13 protein-coding genes and 1 riboswitch are annotated in these 15,988 nt (G+C 63.0%); of the genes, 8 read left to right on the forward strand and 5 right to left on the reverse strand.

The features are described from left to right. The first annotated feature begins 195 nt into the window (after window positions 1-195). Window positions 196-864 (forward strand): SDR family NAD(P)-dependent oxidoreductase, encoded by a 669-nt coding sequence (locus R1W01_RS09770; RefSeq protein ID WP_317275214.1) that lies wholly within the window; start codon window positions 196-198, stop codon window positions 862-864. Window positions 865-998: 134 nt separating this feature from the next. Here R1W01_RS09770 and R1W01_RS09775 read toward each other — a convergent pair whose 3' ends face one another. After that, a complete protein-coding gene (locus R1W01_RS09775; RefSeq protein WP_297758781.1) occupies window positions 999-2,375 on the reverse strand; it encodes an MORN repeat-containing protein in 1,377 nt (458 codons plus the stop codon). 203 nt (window positions 2,376-2,578) lie between these two features. Here R1W01_RS09775 and R1W01_RS09780 point away from each other — a divergent pair, with 203 nt between their 5' ends. Next, entirely contained in the window at window positions 2,579-4,237 is a 1,659-nt protein-coding gene (locus tag R1W01_RS09780) for an NAD+ synthase (protein ID WP_297758588.1), read from the forward strand. A 246-nt stretch (window positions 4,238-4,483) separates the two neighbouring features. Here R1W01_RS09780 and R1W01_RS09785 read toward each other — a convergent pair whose 3' ends face one another. Together R1W01_RS09785 and R1W01_RS09790 are read right to left on the reverse strand one after the other, a co-directional pair. Continuing rightward, the gene (locus R1W01_RS09785) at window positions 4,484-5,434 is read right to left on the reverse strand and encodes a 1-phosphofructokinase family hexose kinase (protein WP_297758591.1); all 951 of its coding nucleotides are present in this window, start codon (window positions 5,432-5,434) and stop codon (window positions 4,484-4,486) included. A gap of 33 nt (window positions 5,435-5,467) precedes the next feature. After that, window positions 5,468-6,397: an MBL fold metallo-hydrolase gene (locus R1W01_RS09790; RefSeq protein ID WP_297758594.1), complete on the reverse strand. Its 930-nt coding sequence runs from the start codon at window positions 6,395-6,397 to the stop codon at window positions 5,468-5,470. A 162-nt stretch (window positions 6,398-6,559) separates the two neighbouring features. Here R1W01_RS09790 and gltX point away from each other — a divergent pair, with 162 nt between their 5' ends. Continuing rightward, the gene (gene gltX, locus R1W01_RS09795) at window positions 6,560-7,885 is read left to right on the forward strand and encodes a glutamate--tRNA ligase (protein WP_297758596.1); all 1,326 of its coding nucleotides are present in this window, start codon (window positions 6,560-6,562) and stop codon (window positions 7,883-7,885) included. Between the two features lie 122 nt (window positions 7,886-8,007). On the opposite strand, the gene R1W01_RS18400 is transcribed toward gltX, so the two are convergent. Continuing rightward, window positions 8,008-8,256, reverse strand: coding sequence for a hypothetical protein (locus tag R1W01_RS18400; RefSeq protein ID WP_411028156.1), 249 nt, complete (start codon window positions 8,254-8,256; stop codon window positions 8,008-8,010). Window positions 8,257-8,708: 452 nt separating this feature from the next. Between R1W01_RS18400 and R1W01_RS09805 the strand changes: the two genes are divergently transcribed. From R1W01_RS09805 to gcvP, 4 genes are all read left to right on the forward strand, one after another. Next, window positions 8,709-9,194, forward strand: coding sequence for an RrF2 family transcriptional regulator (locus tag R1W01_RS09805; protein ID WP_243612625.1), 486 nt, complete (start codon window positions 8,709-8,711; stop codon window positions 9,192-9,194). 14 nt (window positions 9,195-9,208) lie between these two features. Continuing rightward, window positions 9,209-9,296, forward strand: a riboswitch (glycine riboswitch). Between the two features lie 164 nt (window positions 9,297-9,460). Next, a complete protein-coding gene (gene gcvT, locus R1W01_RS09810) occupies window positions 9,461-10,585 on the forward strand; it encodes a glycine cleavage system aminomethyltransferase GcvT (protein ID WP_297758599.1) in 1,125 nt (374 codons plus the stop codon). A 22-nt stretch (window positions 10,586-10,607) separates the two neighbouring features. Continuing rightward, window positions 10,608-10,967 carry a glycine cleavage system protein GcvH gene (gene gcvH, locus R1W01_RS09815; protein WP_243612623.1) on the forward strand — a complete coding sequence of 120 codons (360 nt, stop codon included), beginning with the start codon at window positions 10,608-10,610 and terminating at the stop codon, window positions 10,965-10,967. 109 nt (window positions 10,968-11,076) lie between these two features. Next, entirely contained in the window at window positions 11,077-13,899 is a 2,823-nt protein-coding gene (gene gcvP, locus R1W01_RS09820; protein WP_297758603.1) for an aminomethyl-transferring glycine dehydrogenase, read from the forward strand. A gap of 236 nt (window positions 13,900-14,135) precedes the next feature. Here the strand turns inward: gcvP and R1W01_RS09825 are convergent, their stop codons facing one another. Then, window positions 14,136-14,342 carry a cold-shock protein gene (locus R1W01_RS09825; protein ID WP_243612621.1) on the reverse strand — a complete coding sequence of 69 codons (207 nt, stop codon included), beginning with the start codon at window positions 14,340-14,342 and terminating at the stop codon, window positions 14,136-14,138. Window positions 14,343-14,651: 309 nt separating this feature from the next. Between R1W01_RS09825 and R1W01_RS09830 the strand changes: the two genes are divergently transcribed. After that, the gene (locus R1W01_RS09830) at window positions 14,652-15,974 is read left to right on the forward strand and encodes an NAD(P)-dependent oxidoreductase (protein WP_297758606.1); all 1,323 of its coding nucleotides are present in this window, start codon (window positions 14,652-14,654) and stop codon (window positions 15,972-15,974) included. The last annotated feature ends 14 nt before the right edge of the window (window positions 15,975-15,988 follow it).

Genomic DNA, 15,988 nt, shown 5'->3' on the forward strand with positions numbered 1-15,988 from the left:
AGCGGAGGCTGAGAAGAAGAAGGAGGTCACGGGGACGCAGGTCGCGCGCGGCAACCTGTGCATTGTGGATATGAGAAACCCGTGTCATGGGGGCGGACTATACGGAACATGGTCCAAAAGGGAAGAGGCTTTTTGCAGATCGCGGCAAAGCAGGAGCGATTGACTTCCACGCGTCCTGCGCCACCTTTGCCCCCCATGACAGGAACACGGGCATTGGTCATCGGCGCCTCGGGCGGTATTGGCGGCGCGCTTTGTGCGGCGCTTGCGGCGCGAGGCGTGGCGGTGACCGGGTTATCGCGGCGCGAAAACGGTCTGGAGATCACCGACGAGGCCTCGGTCGAGGCCGTGCTCGGCGGGGTGACACCGGGGGTCGACATGATCCTCGTCGCGACCGGGGCGCTTCATGGTGCGGGCCAGCCGCCAGAGAAATCCCTGTGCAGTCTGAGCGCGGCGGCGCTTGCGGATCAATACGCGGTCAATGCGATCGGCCCGGCGCTGATCCTGCGCCATGCGCCGCGCCTTTTGCGTCGCGACCGGCGGGCGGTCTTTGCGGCGATCTCGGCGAAGGTCGGGTCCATTGGGGATAACCAGTTGGGCGGTTGGTATAGCTACCGTGCGGCCAAAGCGGCGTTGAACCAGATCGTCCACACCGGCGCCATCGAACTGGCGCGTTCTCACCGCGAGGCGATCTGTGTGACGCTGCATCCGGGCACCGTGGCGACGCAATTTACCGCGGATCACAAGGCGCACCGGAAGCATAGCCCGGAGGAAAGCGCCGAGAACCTTCTTACAGTGCTCGAAAACCTCACTCCGGACGACACGGGTCAGTTCTATAGCTGGGACGGCACGCGTCTTCCTTGGTGAAGCGCCTTGTCTTCTTCTTGGTGAAAATACCTCAGGGGGTCTGGGGGACAGCGTCCCCCAGCTACGCCCAACGCTTTCGGGTGCAGCTTTGCTGCGCCGCGAAAGGGGCGGGAGCGCCGCCTCTCGATTAGGAATTACCCGTCGGTCTTGAGGGCGTTGTTTTCCCAGGTGCCGGAGCTTTCGTCGCCATTGGCATAGCGCATCGTGCCTTCGCCCTGACGTTTGCCGGACTTGAACATGCCCTCATAGACATCGCCATTGGCATAGGTTGCGACGCCGCGGCCGCTGATCTCGCCGTTTTGCCATTCACCGGCATATTTGAACCCGTCTTCCATGGTGATCTCGCCGACACCGTGGCGCTGGCCGTTGGCGAACTGGCCTTCATAGACCGAGCCATCCGGGTAGGAGGCGGTGCCGATGCCATGGCGCTGGCCGTCGACCCATTCGCCCTCGTAGCGATAGTCGCCGGTCTCTGTCGAATAGGTCATCACGCCCTGCCCGTGGTTGCGGGCATTGTGGAACTGGCCGACATAGGTCAGCCCGTTGGCGAAGGTCGCAGTGCCGGACCCTTCGATCACCCCGGCTTCCCATTCGCCTTCATAGGTCGACCCGTCCGGGTATGTGATCTTGCCAGTGCCATCGGCGAGGTCTTCGCGGAATTCTCCGACATAGACCGACCCGTCGGGATAGGTCACGGTGCCGTTGCCTTCGATATGTCCAGCGACCCAGTTGCCGACATAGTGATAGCCGTCCGCGCCTTTGAATTCGCCTTGGCCGTGGCGTTTGTCGGCTTCAAAGCTGCCTTCATAGGTGTCGCCATTGGCATAGATCACCCGACCTTGCCCCTGACGCTGTCCGGCGACGAGATCGCCTTCGTAAATATCGCCATTGGGCTGAATGAGTTTGCCCGTGCCTTCGATCTGGCCCGCTGCCCAGAGGCCCTCGTAGATGAGACCGTCATCGGTTGTCAGCACGCCTTGACCAGAGCGTTCGCCCGCGACGATCTCGCCTTGGTAGGTGGCGCCGTCGGGATAGCTGATGGTGCCTTGGCCTTCCTTGACGCCATTGACCCAATCGCCTTCATAGACGTAGCCACCGGGCGACAGCATGGTGCCCTTGCCGTGATGCATGGCGTTCTTAAACCCGCCCTCATAGCGCACCCCGTTGGCATAGACCGCGACGCCCTGGCCGTTGATCTTGCCGTCTTTCCATTCCCCTTCATAGGTGCCGCCGTCGGTAAATGTGATCTTGCCGATGCCTTCGGGTTTGCCTTTGGCGAACTCGCCGACATAGACCGACCCGTTGGGAAAGCGTGCCTGGCCTTCGCCGCGGATTTCGCCTTCGACCCATGCGCCCGTATATTCATAGCCATTGGGGAGGCGGTAGCTTCCGGTGCCGTGTTGCAGCCCGTCCTTGAAGGTGCCTTCATAGACGCCGCCGTCATCATATTGCTTGGTCAGGATTTCCCCATCCTGCGCCGCCACGGGCGCAGACCATGCACCCATGGTCATGAGAACGGCGAGAGTGATCGTCCGCTTTGTGATCGCCTGTTTTCTGCTCATATTCATCCCCTCGGGCCAAGCCCGGTCACGTGCGTGGCGTTTTGCGAATCCTAGAACAGGGGCGGTTTCGGGGCAACGCCTTTTGCCTTGGCTCTTCCCCTCACGCGTGCATCTGCTAAATCTGCGACGAAGAAATGCGACAGGAGAGCCTGATGGCCGACAGTTTCCGTCTCACCATGGCACAGGTCAACCCGGTGATGGGCGACCTTGAAGGCAACGCCGCCGAGGCGCGTCGCGTCTGGCAGGAAGGCAAAGCGGCGGGGGCGGACCTCGTGGCGCTGCCGGAGATGTTCATCACTGGCTATAACGCGCAAGACCTGATCCTCAAGCCAGCGTTTCAAAAGGCCGCAATGGCGGAGATCGAGGCGCTGGCCCGCGATTGCGCCGATGGCCCGGCGCTTGCCATTGGTGGGCCGCTGGCCGAGGACGGGGCGCTCTACAACGCTTATTTCATCTGTCGCGGTGGCAAGATTGTGCACCGCCAGCGCAAGCACCACCTGCCGAATTACACGGTCTTCGACGAAAAACGCCTGTTCGATGCCGGGCCGCTTGGCGGGCCGTATGACGTCGGCGGCGTGCGGGTCGGCTCGCCCATCTGTGAGGATGCGTGGTTCGAGGATGTCTCGGAGACCATGGAAGAAACCGGGGCGGAGATTCTCGTGGTGCCCAACGGCTCGCCCTATTATCGCGACAAGTTCGACCGCCGGATGAGCCACATGGTCGCCCGGGTGATCGAGACAGGCCTGCCGCTGGTCTATCTGAACATGGTCGGTGGTCAGGACGATCAGGTGTTTGACGGCGGCTCATTTGTGCTCAACCCCGGTGGTGAGCTGGCGGTGCAGCTCCCGGTCTTCGACAAGCGCGTGGTGCATGTGGATTTCACCCGTACCGACACCGGTTGGCGCGCGGCGCATGGCGAAAAGGCGGTGCTGCCCGCGGGCGAGGAACAGGATTACCGCGTCTGCACAGAAGCGCTGCGCGATTACATGGGAAAGACCGGGTTTTCCAAGGTGCTTCTTGGTCTCTCGGGTGGGATCGACTCGGCGCTCGTGGCGACGATCGCGGTCGATGCGCTCGGGGCGGAGAATGTGCGCTGCGTGATGCTGCCGTCGGAATATACTTCGCAAGGCTCGCTTGATGACGCAAAGGACATCGCCGAGCGATTGGGCTGTCGCTATGACTATCTGCCGATCTCCGGGCCGCGCGATGCGGTGACAGAGGCGCTGGCGCCCCTGTTCGAAGGCACGGCGCCGGATATCACTGAGGAAAATATCCAGTCCCGCCTGCGGGGACTTCTGCTCATGGCGCTTTCCAACAAGTTCGGAGAGATGCTTCTCACCACGGGCAACAAATCCGAGGTCGCGGTGGGATACGCGACGATCTATGGCGATATGGCGGGCGGCTATAATCCGATCAAGGACATGTACAAGACACGGGTCTTCGAGACCTGCCGCTGGCGCAACGCCGTGCATCGCGACTGGATGAACGGCCCCGGCGGCGAGGTGATCCCGGTGTCGATCATCGACAAGCCCCCCTCCGCCGAGCTGCGCCCGGATCAGAAGGACGAGGACAGCCTGCCACCCTATGACGAGCTGGACGCGATCCTGACGATGCTGGTGGACGAGGAGCGCTCGGTCGCCGAGTGCGTCGCGGCGGGGTTCGCGCGTGAGACGGTGAAGCGGGTGGAGCATCTGCTCTACATATCGGAATACAAGCGGTTCCAGTCCGCCCCCGGCGCACGGCTTTCGAAAAAGGCGTTCTGGCTGGATCGCCGCTATCCGATCGTCAACCGCTTCCGCGACAAGAGCTAGACCTCTGCGCGCCCTATGCGGGCGCGTCTTGATAGGGTGAAAGGGGCGCTGCCCCTCTGGCCGCAAGCGGCCATTCACCCCGGAGGTATTTGGAACAGAGAAGAAGAGCGGGGGTCCGTTTCTTCTCTGCGAAAATACTCATACTGGACGTCTCCTGTGTCGATGTCTTTGCGGTGAGGGTGCGATGCCCGCGGTGGCGGGCCGGGGCGACCGGCCCCCTCGCGGGGGCGGGCGGCGCGTTCGTCCTTAGCCCAGAACTGTGAGCGGGCAGTCGGTCAGGAGGCGCTCGGCGTCGGCGCGGGTGCAGAGGTCGGTGGCGCCTGTCATCACCGCCGCGCTTGCCGCGGCCGCGCCGCGTTGCAGGGCGGTGCCGGGGTCGGCACCCAGCGCCAGCGCGAGCGTGTAGGCGCCGACAAAACTGTCGCCTGCGCCGATACGGCTTTGCACCGGGACATCTGCGGCGGCGGCGTGAAGGGCGGTGGCAGCGGTGGCAAGGACCGAGCCATCGGCGCCACGTGCGACGATGACGGTGCGGGCCACGCCTTTGCCGACGAGGGCGCGGGCGAAACCGGCGGTGTCGGTGCGTGTGGGCAGGGGCGTGCCGCGCAGGGTCTCGGCTTCGTGCTGATCCATGCGCAGCGTGTCGAGACCGGGAGCCGGGCGCGCGACAAGCGCCTCGAGCGCGGTGCCGGACACATCCGCGACCACCCGCACATCGCGTCCGGACAGCAAAGCACAGAGCCGGGCGATGAAGTCGGGCGGTACGCCGGGCGGCAGGCTGCCGCTTGGCACGACAAAGCCGCCGTCTGGCACGATGCCGGGAATCATGTCGAGGAGGCGTTCTACATCCGCCGCGCTCCAGTCAGGGCCGGGCAGGACAAAGCGGTATTGCGCGCCACTGTCGCGGTCGGTCACAGCGAGGCTCTGACGGGTTTCACCGGGGGCGCGGAAGGGCAGGTAGGCGATGCCTTCATCAAGCAGAAGGTGGCGCAGCGTCTTGCCGGTCGATCCGCCCACGGCGACAAGGGCGCGGGTTTGCCCGCCAAGGGTTCGAATGGCGCGGGAGACGTTGATGCCGCCCCCGCCGGGATCGACAGCGGGCCGGTCGCAGCGCAGTTTCGGCCCGGCCGCCACATGGTCGACGGCGGTGGACATGTCCACCGCCGGGTTCAGCGTCATCGTCAGGATGTCCTGCAAGGGACGTGTCTCCGGTCTCTGGTCCGTTTGGACCTAGAGCATAAGCTGATAGCTCGCCGGAACATAGTGATACCCGTCGCCTCGGGTTTCGACGTAGCCGATGCCGGGCCAAGGCATGTGATAGCCGACGAAGGGAATCTCGCTCCCGGCCATCATCGAAAGCATCTTGCGGCGAGTGGCGGCGGCGGCTTCCTTGTCGCGGTCGAATTTCACTTCCCAGTCGGGGTGGGCGAGGGACCAGACATAGTGGTTGGCGAAATCGGCACCGAGCACGAGCTGTTTGCCTTCGCTTTCGAGCATGTAGGCCATGTGGCCGGGGGTGTGGCCGAAGGCTTCGATCGCGGTCACGCCTGAGGCAACCGCATCGCCGCCCTTGATCATGGCGATCTTGTCTTCGAGCGGGCGGACCTTGGCTTCGAACGTGTCGTTGCCCGCCATGTCCCATGCGTCGAACTCGACCGCACCCGTCACGTATTTGGCTCCGGCAAAGGTTTCTCCGCCGTCGCCCATCAGCCCGCCCACATGGTCGCCGTGCATATGGGTGATCACAACGGTGTCGATCTGGTCGGGGCGATAGCCTGCGGTCTCGAGCGCGGCGGTGATGCCTGCGGGGTTGAGGCCGGTGTCAAAGAGGATCAACTCGGAACCGGTATTGACCACGGTCGGGGTAAAGAAGAACTGTGCCGCGTCGGTGGGAATATTGGCCTTGGCAGAGGCGGCGGCGAAGGTATCGGTATCGACGTTCATGCCGAAGATGGTTTGCGGATTGGGCACGGTGCGGGTTCCGGCCAGCAACGTGGTGACTTCGAACCCGCCGAGTTTCACGCGATTGAAGCGGGTGGTGCCGACGCCCATCATCTCGGCAGCGGCGAGGGCGGGGGAGGCCGTTGCAGCGGCGAGCGGCAGGGCTGCTCCGCCAAGCAGGACTGAGCGACGATTGATATGGGGGGTCTTCAAGGGCATTTCCTGTGTCCTCCTGATATGTGCGTGTTTGGGAGGGTAGCGCGGAACGGCGCCGCCGCCATGTCAACTTTGTGTGTCCGGCGGGAACGGCACCTGGTGCGGGCTTCTTATGGACAAAACCGCGCGCGTATGAGAGGTAGCGCGCGATATCCGGAGATTCCCATGACCACGACACGTTTCGCGCCCTCTCCCACGGGCTATATCCATGTTGGCAACCTGCGCACTGCGTTGATGAACTTTCTCATCGCGAAGAAGGCAGGCGGCACCTTTATCCTGCGCATCGATGACACCGACCCGGAGCGCTCGAAGCAGGAATATGTCGATGCGATTCAGGAAGACCTTGAATGGCTCGGCATCACATGGGACCGCATGGAGCGTCAGTCGGAGCGGCTCGAGCGGTACGAGCAGGCGGCTGAAGAGCTGCGCGAGAAGGCGCGGTTCTACGAGTGTTTCGAGACGCCGACCGAATTGGACCTGAAGCGCAAGAAACAGCTCAACATGGGCAAGCCGCCGGTCTATGACCGCGCTGCGCTCGATCTGTCCGAGGCGGAGAAAGAGGCGCTGCGCGCGGAGCGGGGCAACGGGCATTGGCGCTTTAAGCTCATTCAAGAGCGGATCGAATGGACCGATGGCATCCTTGGGGATCTGTCGATTGATGCGGCCAGCGTGTCGGATCCGGTTCTTATTCGCGGCGATGGGCAGTTCCTTTATACGCTTGCATCGGTGTGTGACGACGTGGATTTCGGTGTGACGCATGTGGTGCGCGGGTCGGATCACGTCACCAACACAGCGACACAGATTCAGATCATCGAAGCGCTTGGCGGGGCGGTGCCGGAATTTGCGCACCATTCGCTTTTGACCGGCCCGCAGGGCGAGGCGCTTTCGAAGCGTTTGGGGACACTTTCGCTGCGCGATCTGCGCGCCGCGGGCGTGGAGCCGATGGCGCTTGTCAGCCTGATGGCGCGGCTTGGCTCGTCCGATCCGGTCGAGCTTCGCGAGAACATGGACGAGGTCGCAGACGGGTTCGATATCGGCCATTTCGGCTCAGCGCCGACGAAGTTCGACGAGCAGGATCTTTACCCGCTCACCGCACGCATCCTGCATGAACAGCCTTTCGCGGCGATGGCGGCGGATGTGAAGGCGGCGGGCGTGCCGGATGATCTGGCCGAGCAGTTCTGGGAGGTGACGCGCGAGAATATCGTCACGCGCAAGGACCTTGCCACCTGGTGGGATTTGTTCGCCAACGGCGCGGAGCCGGAGATTGACGAGGAAGACCGCGCGTTCATCGCCGAGGCGATGGCGCTTCTGCCCGAGGGGCCATTTGACGGCGAGACCTGGGGCACTTGGACCAAGGCCGTGAAAGAGGCGACGGGCCGCAAGGGGCGGGGGCTTTTCATGCCGCTCCGCAAGGCGCTTACCGGACAGAGCAACGGGCCGGACATGAGCGCGGTGATGCCGCTTTTGCAGGTGGTGAAGGCGCGCGGGTGAGGTCTGTCGCTTGAATGTGCGCGGCCAGGGCCGCGCGCAGGATATCTCGTCACCGCGCCTCTGGCGCGGCTCCTCGGATGGCCTCCGGCGGGGATATTTTCAGCAAGAGGAAGATCCGGGCGTCAGCGCCTCAGGGACGGGTGTGCCTCGGCCAGCGGGATGCGCGTTGTGGCGAGGTGCGCGAGATGGGTATCGACCTGTTTGCGCAGGGCGTCGGTCGTAGTCTGGGCGCGCGGGTAGATCGGGGCGGAGCGGTCGTCGAGGATCGGGGCGGACCAGCCTGAGGTTGTCGCGAAGCAATGTGCCACGCCGGACGCGCCGAATTCCTGTAGGTAGCCTTGCACCACCGTGTCGATATAGGAGAGCAGCACCGGGTGTTCGGCGCTTGGGCGGCCGTGTTTGCCTTCGGGGACGGTATAGACGGCGATGTGGATCGGGTCGGGCGCGTCGTGGGTGACGTCATCGCAGACGGCGACGCGATCATAGGCGTGTTCGCGGATATGAGTGCGCGCCAGTCATCGCCGGGCACATGCGCGATCAGGCCGTCGATGGCGCAGTCCGGATCGGGGATCGCTGTCAGATAGGCCACGGGTCGCAGGTCGGTATGGCGCCAGATTCGTCGCCAACCCGACAGTCGCGCGGGACGGGCCTGACCATACGCGTGGGTGGCGCGGTTCACGAGACTTCCATAGCCAAAGAAGTACTTTTGGTGCATATTGGCCGACATTCACTAGTATCTGTTGATCCATGTCAAAGCATTTAGGCGTCAAAACCCGCATTTTCCGTGGATGTTTTCGGCCATAACCCTAGTTCGGAGAAGACTGTGCGTATTACGAAAAGAACCAATATTGCGATCCGCGTGCTGATGTTTTGCGCGGCGCACCGCGACCGTCTTGTGACCAAGGCGGAGATTGCGCGGGTGTGCAAATCTTCCGAGAACCACCTTGCGCAGGTGATCAACCAATTGGGCCAGATGGGGATCATCCATACCCATCGCGGGCGCAACGGCGGCATCGAGCTTGCGCTTGAGCCGGAACAGATCGAAGTCGGCCAGATTTTCCGCCACATGGAGGCCCCTGTGCCGTTGGCAGAGTGTTTCGCGGATGCAGACAACTCCTGCCCGCTTGTCAATGCCTGCCTATTGCGGGTGGCGTTGCAGGATGCGGCGGAAGCCTTCTATGACGTTCTTGACGGTGTGACGCTGAATGCGCTGGTCTGCAACAACGCGGCGTTGCTTGATATCCTTGCGCCGCGGAATTGCCGCGAGCGTGGCGCTGCGTCGGCAGGGCTTGTCAGCGCCTCCGCATAACACTAGGTATCGGTTGACGCGAGTCGGGAGAACCGGGTTGACCCGGTGCCGAAGGAGCAACCGCCCCGGAAACTCTCAGGCCACAGGGACCGACACGCACCGATAACACTCTGGAGAGAGCCTGCGAGAGGCAGGCCGCCGAAGGGATAGCGATCTCAGGCGAAAGGACAGAGGGGGCATTGCCCGCGCGGGCCACATTCGCGCGAGAGAGTGATGCCGGATGCCTTCATGATCAGAAGCCGCTCCGGAAGACAGGGAGCGAGACCATGGACGCGTTGCAGCGCACGCCGCTATACGATCTTCATCTGGAGCTTGGCGCCAAGATGGTGCCTTTCGCGGGATACGAGATGCCGGTGCAATATCCGCTCGGCGTCATGAAGGAGCATCTTCATACCCGCGCCGAGGCCGGGCTGTTCGATGTCAGCCATATGGGACAGGTGATCCTGCGCGGCGAGAGCCTCGAGGCGGTTGCCAAAGCGTTCGAGGGCCTTGTGCCGGTGGATGTGCTTGGCCTTGACACGGGGCGCCAGCGCTACGGCTTTTTCACCAACGACACAGGCGGGATCGAGGACGATCTCATGTTCGCCAACCGGGGCGATCATCTTTTCGTTGTGGTCAACGCGGCCTGCAAAGCGGCGGATATCGCGCGGATGAAGGCGGCGTTGGAGCCGGGGATCACGGTTGAGACGATCACGGACCGAGCGCTTGTCGCGCTTCAGGGGCCGCAGGCGGAAGCCGCGTTGTCGCGGCTCGCGCCGGAGATTGCGGAGATGCGATTCATGGATGTGGCGACGGTCGAGATCTTGGGTGTGGACTGTTGGGTTTCGCGTTCGGGCTATACCGGCGAGGACGGGTTCGAGATCTCGGTTCCGGACGGCAGTGCAGAGGCGCTTTGCCGGGCGCTTCTCGAGATGGAGGAGGTCGAGGCGATCGGCCTTGGCGCGCGTGACAGTCTGCGGCTCGAGGCCGGGCTTTGCCTATATGGAAACGATATTGATGCGGGCACCAGCCCGGTCGAGGCGGCACTGACCTGGGCGATCCAGAAGGTGCGGCGCACGGGCGGAGCGCGTGCGGGTGGTTTCCCCGGCGCGGAGGCGATCCTAGGCCAGATGGCCGAGGGCGTGGCACGCAAGCGGGTTGGTCTTTTGCCGGAGGGCCGGGCGCCCATGCGCGGCGGTACGGAAATCTATGCAAGTGACGAGGGCGGTGCGCCCATCGGAACGGTGACGAGCGGCGGATTTGGTCCGAGCGTCAACGGACCTGTTGCCATGGGCTATGTCTCTGCGGAATATGCGAGCAAGGATAGCGAACTTTTTGGTGAGGTGCGCGGCAAGCGGATGCCTGTGAAGGTTGTCAGAATGCCTTTCGTGCCGGCCGGTTTCAAACGTTGAACGAACAGGGAGACCTCGGAAGATGAAATTCACCGAAGAACATGAATGGCTGCGCGTCGAGGATGACGTGGTTGTCGTGGGCATTACGGAACACGCGAGCGAGCAGCTTGGCGATGTGGTGTTCATCGAATTGCCGGAAGAAGGCACCGAGGTGTCGAAGGATGACGAGGTTTGCGTCATCGAGTCGGTCAAGGCGGCAAGCGATATCCTTGCGCCGCTTGATGGCGAGATTGTCGAGGTCAACGCGGCCTTGGTCGAGGATCCGGGCAAGGTCAACGAAGACCCGCTTGGTGATGCGTGGTTCTTCAAGATGAAGCCCGCGGATGCCAGCCAGATGGACGATTACATGGACGAGGCGGCCTACAAGGACTTCGTGGGCTGACGCGCGACTGTCCGGCGCGGGGTGTGCCGGGTTTGCAAGGGAAATGACGCCCGAGAGGGCAGGGCGCGACCGATGCCGGAGCGCCGATGGGTAAGTTATGGAGGACACCATGCCGTTCACGCCGACGGACTACCTGCCGTATGATTTCGCCAACCGCCGCCACATCGGGCCATCGCCCGAGGAAATGGCCGACATGCTTGGGGTGGTTGGGGCCGAAAGCCTTGATGCGCTGATCGAGGACACGGTGCCCAAGAGCATCCGGCAAGAGGCACCGCTTGATTTCGGGCGGCCGTTCTCGGAGCGCGAGTTGCTTTATCGGATGCGGGTCACGGCGGCGAAGAACAAGGTTCTGACAAGCCTTATCGGGCAGGGATATCACGGCACGGTGACGCCGCCCGCGATCCAGCGCAACATCCTTGAGAACCCGGCGTGGTACACGGCCTACACACCGTATCAGCCAGAGATTTCGCAGGGCCGCCTTGAGGCGCTCTTGAATTTTCAGACCATGGTGTCGGACTTGACGGGGCTTGAGGTTGCCAATGCGTCGCTTCTTGACGAGGCGACGGCCTGCGCCGAGGCGATGACCATGGCGCAGCGGGTGTCGAAATCGAAGGCCAAGGCGTTCTTTGTCGACCGTGATTGCCACCCTCAGAATATCGCTGTGATCCAGACCCGTGCAAAGCCGCTTGGCATCGAGGTCATCGTCGGCAATCCGGACAAGTTGGAGGCCGACAAGGTTTTCGGCGCGATTTTCCAGTATCCGGGCACATATGGGCACGTGCGGGATTTCACCGACCATATCGCGGCGCTGCATGAGGCCAAGGCGATTGGGATTATCAGTGCCGATCCGCTGTCGCTTACCCTGCTGAAAGAGCCGGGTGCAATGGGGGCGGATATCGCCGTGGGCACCACCCAGCGCTTTGGCGTGCCGATGGGATATGGCGGGCCGCACGCGGCCTATATGGCGACCAAGGACGCCTATAAGCGGCAGATGCCGGGGCGGATTGTCGGCGTGTCGGTCGATGCGCGCGGCAACAAGGCGTATCGTCTCTCGCTCCAGACCCGCGAACAGCATATCCGGCGCGAAAAGGCGACGTCGAACGTCTGCACGGCGCAGGCGCTTTTGGCGGTGATGGCGTCGATGTATGCGGTGTTCCACGGGCCGAAGGGGCTCAAGGCGATTGCGCAGCGGATTCACCGCAAGACCGTGCGCCTTGCCAACGGGCTTGAGGCGGCGGGGTTCAAGGTTGATCCCAAGGTGTTCTTCGACACGATCACCGTCGATGTGGGCCCGCTTCAGGCGGCGGTTATCAAGTCGGCGGTGGACGAGAACGTCAACCTGCGCCCGGTCGGTGAGACACGGGTTGGGATCACCGTGGACGAGGCCACGCGCCCGGCAGTGATTGAGGCCGTGTGGCGAGCCTTTGGGATCGACCGCAAGGATGACAATTTCGAGGCCGAGTATCGCGTGCCGGACAACATGCACCGCCGGAGCGATTTCCTCACCCATCCGGTGTTCCACATGAACCGCGCCGAGACGGAAATGATGCGCTACATGCGCCGCCTTGCGGATCGTGATCTTGCGCTTGATCGGGCGATGATCCCGCTTGGGTCGTGCACGATGAAGCTCAACGCTGCTGCCGAGATGATGCCGGTAAGCTGGCGCGAATTCTCGTTGTTACATCCCTATTGTCCAGAGGATCAGGCGCTTGGCTATCGCGAGATGCTTGACGATCTCACCGCGAAGCTTTGCCAGATTACCGGCTATGACGATTTCTCGATGCAGCCCAATTCGGGCGCGCAGGGGGAATATGCGGGGCTGCTCACCATCGCGGATTACCATGCAGAGCGCGGCGAGGGGCATCGCAATGTCTGTCTCATCCCGATGAGCGCGCATGGCACAAACCCGGCGAGTGCGCAGATGGTTGGCTGGAAGGTCGTGCCGGTGAAGTCGAGCGAGAACGGTGACATTGATCTCAACGATTTCCTTGAGAAAGCGCAGAAACACTCGAACGAGCTTGCAGGCTGCATGATCACCTACCCCTCGACGCATGGTGTGTTCGAGGAAACGGTGCGCGAGGTCTGTGCGATCACCCATGAGCATGGTGGGCAGGTCTATATCGACGGCGCCAACCTCAACGCCATGGTGGGCCTGTCGCGGCCTGGCGATCTTGGTGGGGATGTGAGCCACCTCAACCTGCACAAGACCTTTGCCATCCCGCATGGCGGCGGTGGTCCCGGCATGGGGCCGATCGGGGTCAAGGCGCATCTCGTGCCGCACCTGCCAGAGAAGGCGGGCGCAGTCAGCGCGGCGCCGGTCGGGTCGGGGTCGATCTTGCCAATTTCTTGGGCCTATATCCTCTTGATGGGGGGCGAGGGCCTGACGCAGGCCACGCGTGCGGCGATTCTCAACGCCAACTACATCGCTAAGCGTCTCGAGGGGGCCTATGACGTCCTTTACAAAGGGCCGACGGGCCGGGTCGCACATGAGTGTATTATCGACACGCGCCCCTTTGCCGAAAGCGCGGGCGTGACGGTCGATGATATTGCCAAGCGCCTGATGGATTGCGGGTTCCACGCGCCGACCATGAGCTGGCCCGTGGCGGGCACGCTGATGATCGAGCCGACGGAGAGCGAGACCAAGGCCGAGCTCGATCGGTTCTGCGATGCGATGCTGGCAATCCGCGAGGAAATCCGCGTCATCGAGGCGGGCGAGATGGATGCGGAGAACAACCCGCTCAAACACGCGCCGCACACGACGCAAGACCTCGTGGGTGAATGGGACCGGCCCTATAGCCGCGAGCAGGGCTGTTTCCCGCCGGGGTCTTTCCGGGTCGATAAGTATTGGCCGCCGGTCAACCGGGTCGACAATGCCTATGGCGACCGCAACCTCGTCTGTATCTGTCCGCCGATGGAAGACTACGTGGACTAAAGCGGGGGCGGCTTGCGCCGCCGCAGGTTTCGCCCAGCCCCGGCCAGGGCCGGGTCCGGGCCCGCCGCGGGTTGAGAAAACAGCGCGTCGCTTGCGGGCGGCGCGCCTTTTGTGTTGGATGGGACGCCTCCGGCGGGAGTATTTGGGCAAAGGAGGAGCAGGGGCGTTTGCGTATGAAAAAAGGGCGGGAGGAAGCCCTCACGCCCTTTTCGAAATCTGTCAGTCGCGCCGGCGGATCAGGCCAGAGCGATATCCACCGCGCTTTCGCGGCCATCACGGCCGGCCTGAAGTTCGTAAGTGACCTTCTGGTTGTCGGCGAGGCCGGTCAGCCCGGAACGTTCCACGGCCGAAATGTGAACGAATACGTCCTTGCCGCCCTCATCGGGTGCGATAAAGCCGTAGCCTTTGGTGGTGTTGAACCATTTGACGGTGCCAGTTGCCATCGTCGTATCTCCTGTCTGTATCGTAACTGCCCGCGATCCTGCGGCAGCGTGGCTCGGTCAGTGCAAAATCGAGTGCCTGAGCCGAAGGAACAGTAGGTCGATAGAGGTAACGTTGCGCGGTGAGTATCCGCGAGAGTCGGTTTTTTCGCAAGCATTGTCTGGCGAAACGCCTCGCGATGAGCGGCAAAATTCGCTGAATTTTCGGGCATCTGAAGTTATTTGGCCACCAGTTTAAATTTTACCAGTTGATAAAAAACAGAACCCGTGACAGCCTGATTCCATTAGCCAAACGATGACATGGGGAGAGGAATGACCAATTCACCGTTGAGCGAAGGTATCGTGGGAGGGCGTCTTGGCCCCGACCAGCTTGCCGACAATTTCGGGGATTTGCATCCCCGGCTCGAGGATCACGAGGCGCTGGTCGCCGCGGATCGGTGTTACTTCTGTCACGACGCGCCCTGCATGGACGCCTGTCCGACCGATATCGACATCCCGCTATTCATTCGCCAGATCGCGACCGGCACGCCGGAGGCGGCGGCCAAGACGATCCTGAACCAGAATATCCTTGGGGGCATGTGCGCGCGGGTTTGCCCGACGGAGACGCTCTGTGAGCAGGTCTGTGTGCGGGAGACGGCGGAGGGCAAGCCGGTCGAGATCGGACGGCTGCAACGCTATGCGACGGACACGCTCATGCAGGCGGGGGTGCACCCGTTCGAGCGTGCCGCGGCGACGGGAAAGCGCGTCGCGGTGGTCGGGGCGGGGCCTGCGGGTCTTGCGACGGCGCACCGGCTGGCGATGCATGGCCATGATGTGACTGTGTTCGATGCACGCCAGAAGCCGGGCGGGCTCAACGAGTTCGGCATTGCGAGCTACAAGTCGGTCGATGATTTCGCGGCGAAGGAGGTCGACTGGCTTTTGAAGATCGGTGGGATCACCGTGGAGACCGGCAAGGCGCTTGGCGCGGGCCTGACGCTCGAGGCGCTCAAGGGCGATTATGATGCGGTGTTCCTTGGGATCGGGCTTGGCGGGGTCAATGCGCTTGGCGTCGAGGGCGAGGAGAAGGGCGGCGTTCTTGACGCGGTCGATTTCATTGCCGAGCTGCGCCAGGCGTCGGACCTTGGGGATGTGGCCATCGGGCGCGACGTGGTTGTGATCGGCGGCGGCATGACGGCGGTGGATGCCGCGGTTCAGGCGAAACTTCTGGGCGCGCTGAACGTCAGCCTTGTCTATCGACGGGGCCGGGAGCGGATGAATGCCAGCGTCTTTGAGCAAGACCTAGCGGCGTCGAAAGGCGTGCGGATCATCACCAATGCCTCGCCCAAGGCCGTGATCGGCAATGGCGCGGTGCGCGAGATCGAGTTCGAGTATACCGATGACGATCTCAAGCCTACGGGCCAGACGGTGCGTATTGCCGCCGACCAAGTTTTCAAGGCAATCGGTCAGACCCTTGAGGGCGCGGCCTTGCCGGAGACGGAGCGCGGCAAGATCAAGGTGACCGGCGCGGGGCGCACGAGCGTCAAAGGCATCTGGGCCGGGGGCGATTGTGCGAGCGGGGGGGATGACCTCACCGTGACCGCAGTGGCCGAAGGGCGCGATGCCGCCGAAGACATCCACGCCGCGTTGACGGCGTAAGAAAGGGAGATCAG

The organism is Shimia sp. FJ5 (genome assembly GCF_032918335.1).
Taxonomy (GTDB): domain Bacteria; phylum Pseudomonadota; class Alphaproteobacteria; order Rhodobacterales; family Rhodobacteraceae; genus Shimia; species Shimia aestuarii_A.